This window comes from Halomonas sp., assembly GCF_014859505.1.
GTDB lineage: Bacteria > Pseudomonadota > Gammaproteobacteria > Pseudomonadales > Halomonadaceae > Halomonas.
Genome location: NZ_JACUUD010000147.1, coordinates 1 through 6085 on the forward strand (window position 1 = coordinate 1; position 6085 = coordinate 6085).

General features: G+C 65.6%; 6 protein-coding genes. 3 read left to right on the forward strand and 3 right to left on the reverse strand.

The window, feature by feature from the left end; genetic code table 11:
• The 3 genes from IBX53_RS14020 to IBX53_RS14030 form a co-directional block, all read right to left on the reverse strand.
• Nucleotides 1-710: TRAP transporter large permease subunit (locus IBX53_RS14020; RefSeq protein ID WP_290910362.1), on the reverse strand; the 710-nt coding region annotated here is incomplete at its 3' end.
• Nucleotides 707-1294 carry a TRAP transporter small permease gene (locus IBX53_RS14025; RefSeq protein WP_290910364.1) on the reverse strand — a complete coding sequence of 196 codons (588 nt, stop codon included), beginning with the start codon at nt 1292-1294 and terminating at the stop codon, nt 707-709. The genes IBX53_RS14025 and IBX53_RS14020, both read right to left, overlap by 4 nt.
• An 88-nt stretch (nt 1295-1382) precedes the next feature.
• Nucleotides 1383-2357, reverse strand: coding sequence for a TRAP transporter substrate-binding protein (locus IBX53_RS14030; RefSeq protein ID WP_290910367.1), 975 nt, complete (start codon nt 2355-2357; stop codon nt 1383-1385).
• A gap of 447 nt (nt 2358-2804) precedes the next feature.
• On the opposite strand from IBX53_RS14030, the gene IBX53_RS14035 reads away from it, so the two are divergent.
• The 3 genes from IBX53_RS14035 to IBX53_RS14045 form a co-directional block, all read left to right on the forward strand.
• On the forward strand, nt 2805-3473 hold the full coding sequence (locus IBX53_RS14035; RefSeq protein WP_290910369.1) for a GntR family transcriptional regulator: 669 nt from the start codon (nt 2805-2807) through the stop codon (nt 3471-3473).
• Between the two features lie 93 nt (nt 3474-3566).
• Entirely contained in the window at nt 3567-4490 is a 924-nt protein-coding gene (locus IBX53_RS14040) for a DMT family transporter (protein WP_290910371.1), read from the forward strand.
• A 43-nt stretch (nt 4491-4533) separates the two neighbouring features.
• The coding region (locus IBX53_RS14045) for a bifunctional GNAT family N-acetyltransferase/carbon-nitrogen hydrolase family protein (RefSeq protein ID WP_290910374.1) at nt 4534-6085 on the forward strand (1552 nt) is incomplete at its 3' end.

The following is a 6085-nucleotide window of genomic DNA, read 5'->3' on the forward strand; positions in this document are numbered from 1 at the left end:
GTCACGAAGCCGCCGAAGATGGAGCCGAGGATGATGATCGGCAGAGTCAGGGCCCAGCTGGCCTCCTTGGCGGTCTGCTTGACGCGCTTGAACTGGAAGACCTCCTCCACCGGCCAGTCGTACTTGCGGGCATAGTAGTAGCTCAGCGCCATCAGGCCCGCGGCCCCCAGCAGGCCAGGCACGATACCGGCCACGAACAGCTGGACGATGGAGGCGCCGGACATCACCCCGTAGAGGATCATCGGAATGGAGGGCGGAATGATGATCGCCAGGGACGCCGACGAGGAGGTCACGGCCGCGGCGAAGGCGCTGGGATAGCCACGCTTCTTCATGGCCGGGATCAGCACCGAGCCGGTAGCGGCCACATCGGCCACCGCGGAGCCGGAAATCTCGGCGAAGAACAGCGACACGCCGATGTTGATCATCGCCAGCCCGCCGCGGATGAAGCCGAACAGCGCCGAGGCAAAGGCGATCAGGCGCTTGGAGATCCCGCCGGTGTTCATGATGGCACCGGCCAGCACGAACATGGGGATCGCCAGCAGCGGGAAGCTGCTGGCCCCCTCGAACATGGTCAGCCCGATGTTGGGGAGCATCTCCACGCCCTGATAGACCACGATCGCCACCGTGGCCACGACCGCCAGCGCCACCGCGATGGGCAACCCCATCAGGATCAGCCCCAGCAGGCCGATGATCATGAAAGGTAGTGTCATGGCTGATCCCTCTTCGTCAGCGCATCCGCGGTGAAGCCGGCTCGTGCATTGTCACGTTCGGCCTCGGCGATGGCGTGGCGGATCTCCTCCTCCTCCTGGGTGAGGCCGGAGCGCACCTTGGCCAGATGGGCCGGCATGCTGAGCAGCTGGGCGATGATGAACAGCGCCGCGCCGATGGGGATGACGGACTGGGTGAAGGTGAGCGGCACCCAGCGCAGGGTGATCAATGCCATGCCCTGCATGACATCCAGGACCACCAGGCCGGCCCAGCCAAGCACCAGGAAGAAGCCGATGAAGAGGGCCTCGGAGAGATAGGCAATCGGCATGCGGACACCTACCGGCAGGGCGGCGAGCACGCCGTCGACACCGATATGGCCGCGCTTGAGCGCCGCCAGGGCCCCGGCGTAATAGGTCAGCCACACCAGCATGATGGCGGCCACCTCGTCATACCAGGAGGGCGTGCGCCAGGCATAGCGGGTCACCACCGCATAGAGCACCACAAGTGTCAGCGTGACCATCAGCACCACCGTGATGATCTCGAGCAGCCGCTCCATGATGCGGGAAATGTGATTCACAGTACCCATGGGTCTCGACTCGTTCAGGTAAAGGGGCGGGAGCCCCCACGCCGCCTCAGGGCGTGGGGGCATTTGCCTCGCTGGTCAGCAGGTCGGATCAGGAGTCGTTGCCGAGCTCCAGCACCTTGTCGATCAGCTCCTGGGAGCCGGGCACCTCATTGGCGAAGGCCTCGTAGATGGAACCGGAGGCGTCGATGAACACCGAGGTATCGACCTCGTTCACATCGGTGCCCGCCTGACGGATCACGTCGATCAGGTCCTCGTCGAGTCGAGCGGCATGCTCATAGACGAAGCCCTGGGTCTCCTGGGCGACCTCGATGAGGATCTCCTGGATCTCCTCGGGGAGGTTGTTGAAGCGGCGGCCGGCGGTGAGGTAGGCCGGCGTGTAGACGTGGCCGGTCAGCGACAGGTAGTCCTGCACCTCCTGGAAGCGCTGCCCGGCGATCTGGGCAAGCGGGTTTTCCTGGCCGTCCATGACGCCGGTCTGCAGGGCCATGAACACCTCGGAGAGCGCCATGGGCGAGGGCTCGGCGCCGTACTCCTCGAACATCCTCACGCGCCAGGCGCCACGCGGGGTACGCAGCTTCACGCCACGCAGATCCTCGGGTGAATGGATCGGACGCACGTTGTTGGTGATATGGCGAAAGCCGTTCTCCCACACGGCGATGATGCGGTAGCCGTTCTGTTCGGCCAGCGGCGCCAGGGTCGGCCAGACGATCTCCTCCTCGACCCGCTTCATGTGCTCGCGATCCTGAATCAGGTAGGGCAGCTCGAAGAGGCCGAATTCGTCGGCGACGGATGACATGATGGTGGACGGCAGGGCGAAGTCGACCGTGCCGAGGCGCAGCTTCTGCAGCAGCTCCGAATCGTTGCCCAGTTGGCTGGAACCGAACGTCACCACCTCATAGGGATCGGGGAGGCGCTCGTTGGCCAGTTCGGCGAAGTGGTTGGCGGAGTCGGTGAACAGCGAGTCGGGGCCGCCGACGTGGCCGAAGGTGATCTCGCGTGCCTGGAGCGGTGCCGACACGAGGGCAACAGCGGCGGCGACCGCCGTGAGACGTAGCAGATGCATGGCGCTTTTCCTCTTGTTGTAGTCTTGGCGCGAGCGGGGATGCCGCCCGGGCTGCGCTTCTGTTGTTGTAATTGCTGTTGTGAATGTCAGCGAAGCCGGGTAGACGCCGCACAAATTGAATTCTTTATGCGAAATGCGTCTGCCCTAAAACTAGCCCCGGCCGAGAAGAGGTGTCAAGGCATCCGTTTCGACGCAAATTACGGCTTGAGCACCGGGCAGGGCTCAATCGGGCTCCAGGCCAGTCGCCTCGATACCGGCGATGGCGGCCTGCTCGCCCTCCCCTCTTCTGTACCCGATGAAAATTTGAATTCATAATAACTTTGCGCACTCTTGCCGCTCTCGCCACGATGGAGAAGATGCCCGGTGCAGAATGCGCAAGACTGCAGGGGGCTGCCGGGCCGGGCCGCAGTGACAACGCCGGCCGGCATCACGCACAAGGAAGCGAGCATGAGCAAGATTCAGCACCGAAATCTCTACCGGGAAGTCGCCGACCGCATCCTCGACCTCATCGAGCAGGGCGACCTGGCCTCCGGTGACCGGATTCCCGAACGGGAGCTCTGCGAGCGCTTCGGCGTCTCCCGCACGCCGCTGCGCGAGGCCCTCAAGGTACTGGCCTCGGAGGGATCCGTGGAGCTGCTGCCCAACCGCGGCGCGCGGGTCAGGCAGCTGACCCTCAAGATGGTCAAGGATACCTACGACCTGATGGGGGCCCTGGAGGGACTGGCGGGGGAGCTGGCCTGCCAGCACATCACCGACGGGGAGATCGCCGAGATCCGCCAGCTGCATGACAGGATGCTCGGCCACTACCGAAGCCGGGAGCTGGCGGACTACTTTCGGGTCAACCGCCAGATCCACGAGAGCATCCTCGCCGCCTCGCGCAACGAAGCGCTGCAGGAGATGTACAGCAACCTCAGCCAGCGGGTGAAGCGGGTGCGCTACTCCAAGCAGATGACCGACGACTTCTGGCGCCAGGCGGTGGAGGACCACGAGGCCATGATCGAGGCCATCGAGCAGCGCGAAGGCCGCTGGCTGGGGCAGATCCTGCGCGACCACCTCTGCAACAAGCTGGAGGTGGCCGCCATGGACGAAATCATCGATGACCGCCAGCGCGCCTGATCGAACACCAGCGAGATCGCTCGGCCAGTCAACATGGCTTACCCTGTGCCCCTCCCGCCCTGTCGGGGTTACTGTACCGGTCACGAGGACGCCATGCCGCTACTCCACTTCCTGCCCCCGCTGGGCGCCGTGCTGATCTGGTCGGGCAACATGACCATCAACCAGCTCACCGTGGGCGCCATCGCGCCAAGCAGCATCGCCTTTTTGCGCTGGGTGCTCGCGCTGGTGGTGCTCACCCCCTTCCTGGCCCCGGCGGCCTGGAAGCACCGCGCGACGATCCGCCGCGAATGGCCGAAGCTCGCCGTGCTGGGCCTGCTCGGCATGGGCCTGTGGCAGGGGCTCGCCTACGTGGCCGCCGAGACCACCAGCGCCACCAACATGGGCATCCTGGCCGCCATGGTGCCGCTGCTGACCGTGCTGCTCAGCGCCCTGATCCTGCGCGAGCCGCCGAGCCTGGGCGGCGTGGTCGGCGGCCTGCTGGCCCTGGTGGGCGTGGCCATCCTGCTGGGGCGCGGCAACCCGCTGTCGCTGCTCGACCTGACGGTGGCCAGGGGCGATGCCCTGATGCTGGTGGCCGCCACCTGCTACGCCCTCTACGGGGTGATGCTCAAGCGCTGGCCCATCGGCCTGCCGCCCTGGGTACTGCTCTATGCCCAGGTGATCTTCGCCGTGCTGTTCCTGCTGCCTCCGTATCTGATGGGACCCATGACCCCGGTGGACGGCGGCAATATCGGCCTGATCCTGTATGCCGGCATCCCGGCCTCGATCATCACCACCTTCCTGTGGATGCTGTCGATTCGCCAGATCGGCGCCAGCCAGGCGAGCATCTTCATCAACCTGATGCCGCTGTTCAGCGCGCTGATCGCCATGGTCGCCCTCGGCGAGCACATCGCGCTGTTCCATTTCATGGGTGGCGTCCTGATTCTCGGCGGGGTGATCATGGCCCAGACCCTGACCCGGCCGCTGCTGCATCCGCGGCCAGCCCCGGCGCCGAGCGACGCCGACCGCCCGTGCTAGACTCGGGCTCCGCCCCCCCCTGACCGACAGACAAGGACGCGCCATGTCCCTCGACGACCTGCACATCACGCTTCGCAACCTGACGCCGGAGGACTATCCCCAGCTCGAGACGCTGATGGACGCCGTCTACCACGACATCGGCGGCGCCTGGTCGAAGCACACCATCGACACGCTGCTCGCCACCTTCCCGGACGGCCAGATCGCCATCGAGGATGACGGCCGGCTGGTGGGCATGGCACTGACCGCGCGTGTCGACTACGAGGAGTTCACCAATCCGCACAAGTACGACGACCTGATCGGCAAGCGCGATGTGATCCTCGATATCCCGGACGGCGACGCCATGTACGGGCTCGATGTGCTGATCCACCCGGACTACCGGGGCTACCGCCTGGGCCGGCGCCTCTATGATGCCCGCAAGGAGCTGTGCCGCTCGCTCAACCTGCGGGCGATACTCGCCGGCGGGCGCATTCCCCAGTATCACAAGCACGCCGAGGCGCTCACCCCCACCCAGTACATCGACCGGGTGGCCCGCAAGGAGATCCACGACCCCATCCTCTCCTTCCAGCTGGCCAACGACTTCCAGGTCAAGCGCCTGCTGCGCGACTACCTGCCCGAGGACGAGAAGTCACAGGGCTACGCCACCCTGCTGGAGTGGAACAACTTCCTCTACGAGCCCGCGGCGCTGGTGCTCGACACCCGCAAGACACAGGTGCGGATCGGCGCGGTGCAGTGGCAGATGCGCGAGTTCGACTCGGTGGAGGCGGTACTGCAGCAGGTGGAATACTTCGTCGATGCGCTCTCCGACTACAAGAGCGACTTCGCGGTCTTCCCGGAGCTGTTCAACGCCCCGCTGATGGGCCTGCAGGACCGCGCCGCCCAGCAGGACCAGGTCGCCGCCATCCGCTTCCTGGCCAGCTTCACCGAGCAGTTCAAGGCCGAGCTGTCGCGCATGGCGGTCTCCTACAACATCAACATCGTGGCCGGCTCGATGATCGAGGTGGGCGAGGACGACCGCCTCTACAACGTCAGCTACCTGTGCCACCGCGACGGCACCCTGGAGTCCCAGGCCAAGCTGCACATCACCCCCCAGGAGCGCCGTGACTGGGTGATCGAGGGCGGCGACGGTCTGCTGGTATTCGACACCGACGCCGGTCGGGTGGGCATCCTGATCTGCTACGACGTGGAGTTCCCGGAGCTGCCGCGCCTGCTGGCCGAGCAGGACATGGACATCCTCTTCGTGCCCTTCTGGACCGACACCAAGAACGGCTACCTGCGGGTGCGCCACTGCGCCCAGGCCCGTGCCATCGAGAACGAGTGCTACGTGGTGCTGTGCGGCAGCGTGGGCAACGTGCCCTCCATCGAGAACCTCGACATCCAGTACGCCCAGTCGGCGGTCTTCTCGCCCTCGGACTTCGCCTTCCCCCACGACGCCGTGCTCAACGAGACCACCCCCAACACCGAGATGATCTTCTTCTCGGATCTGGACCTGACCCGGCTGACCATGGTGCGCAACGAGGGCTCGGTGACCAACCTCAAGGACCGCCGCAAGGACCTCTTCGACCTGCGCTGGCGCGACTGGTCGTGGAAGTCCGGGG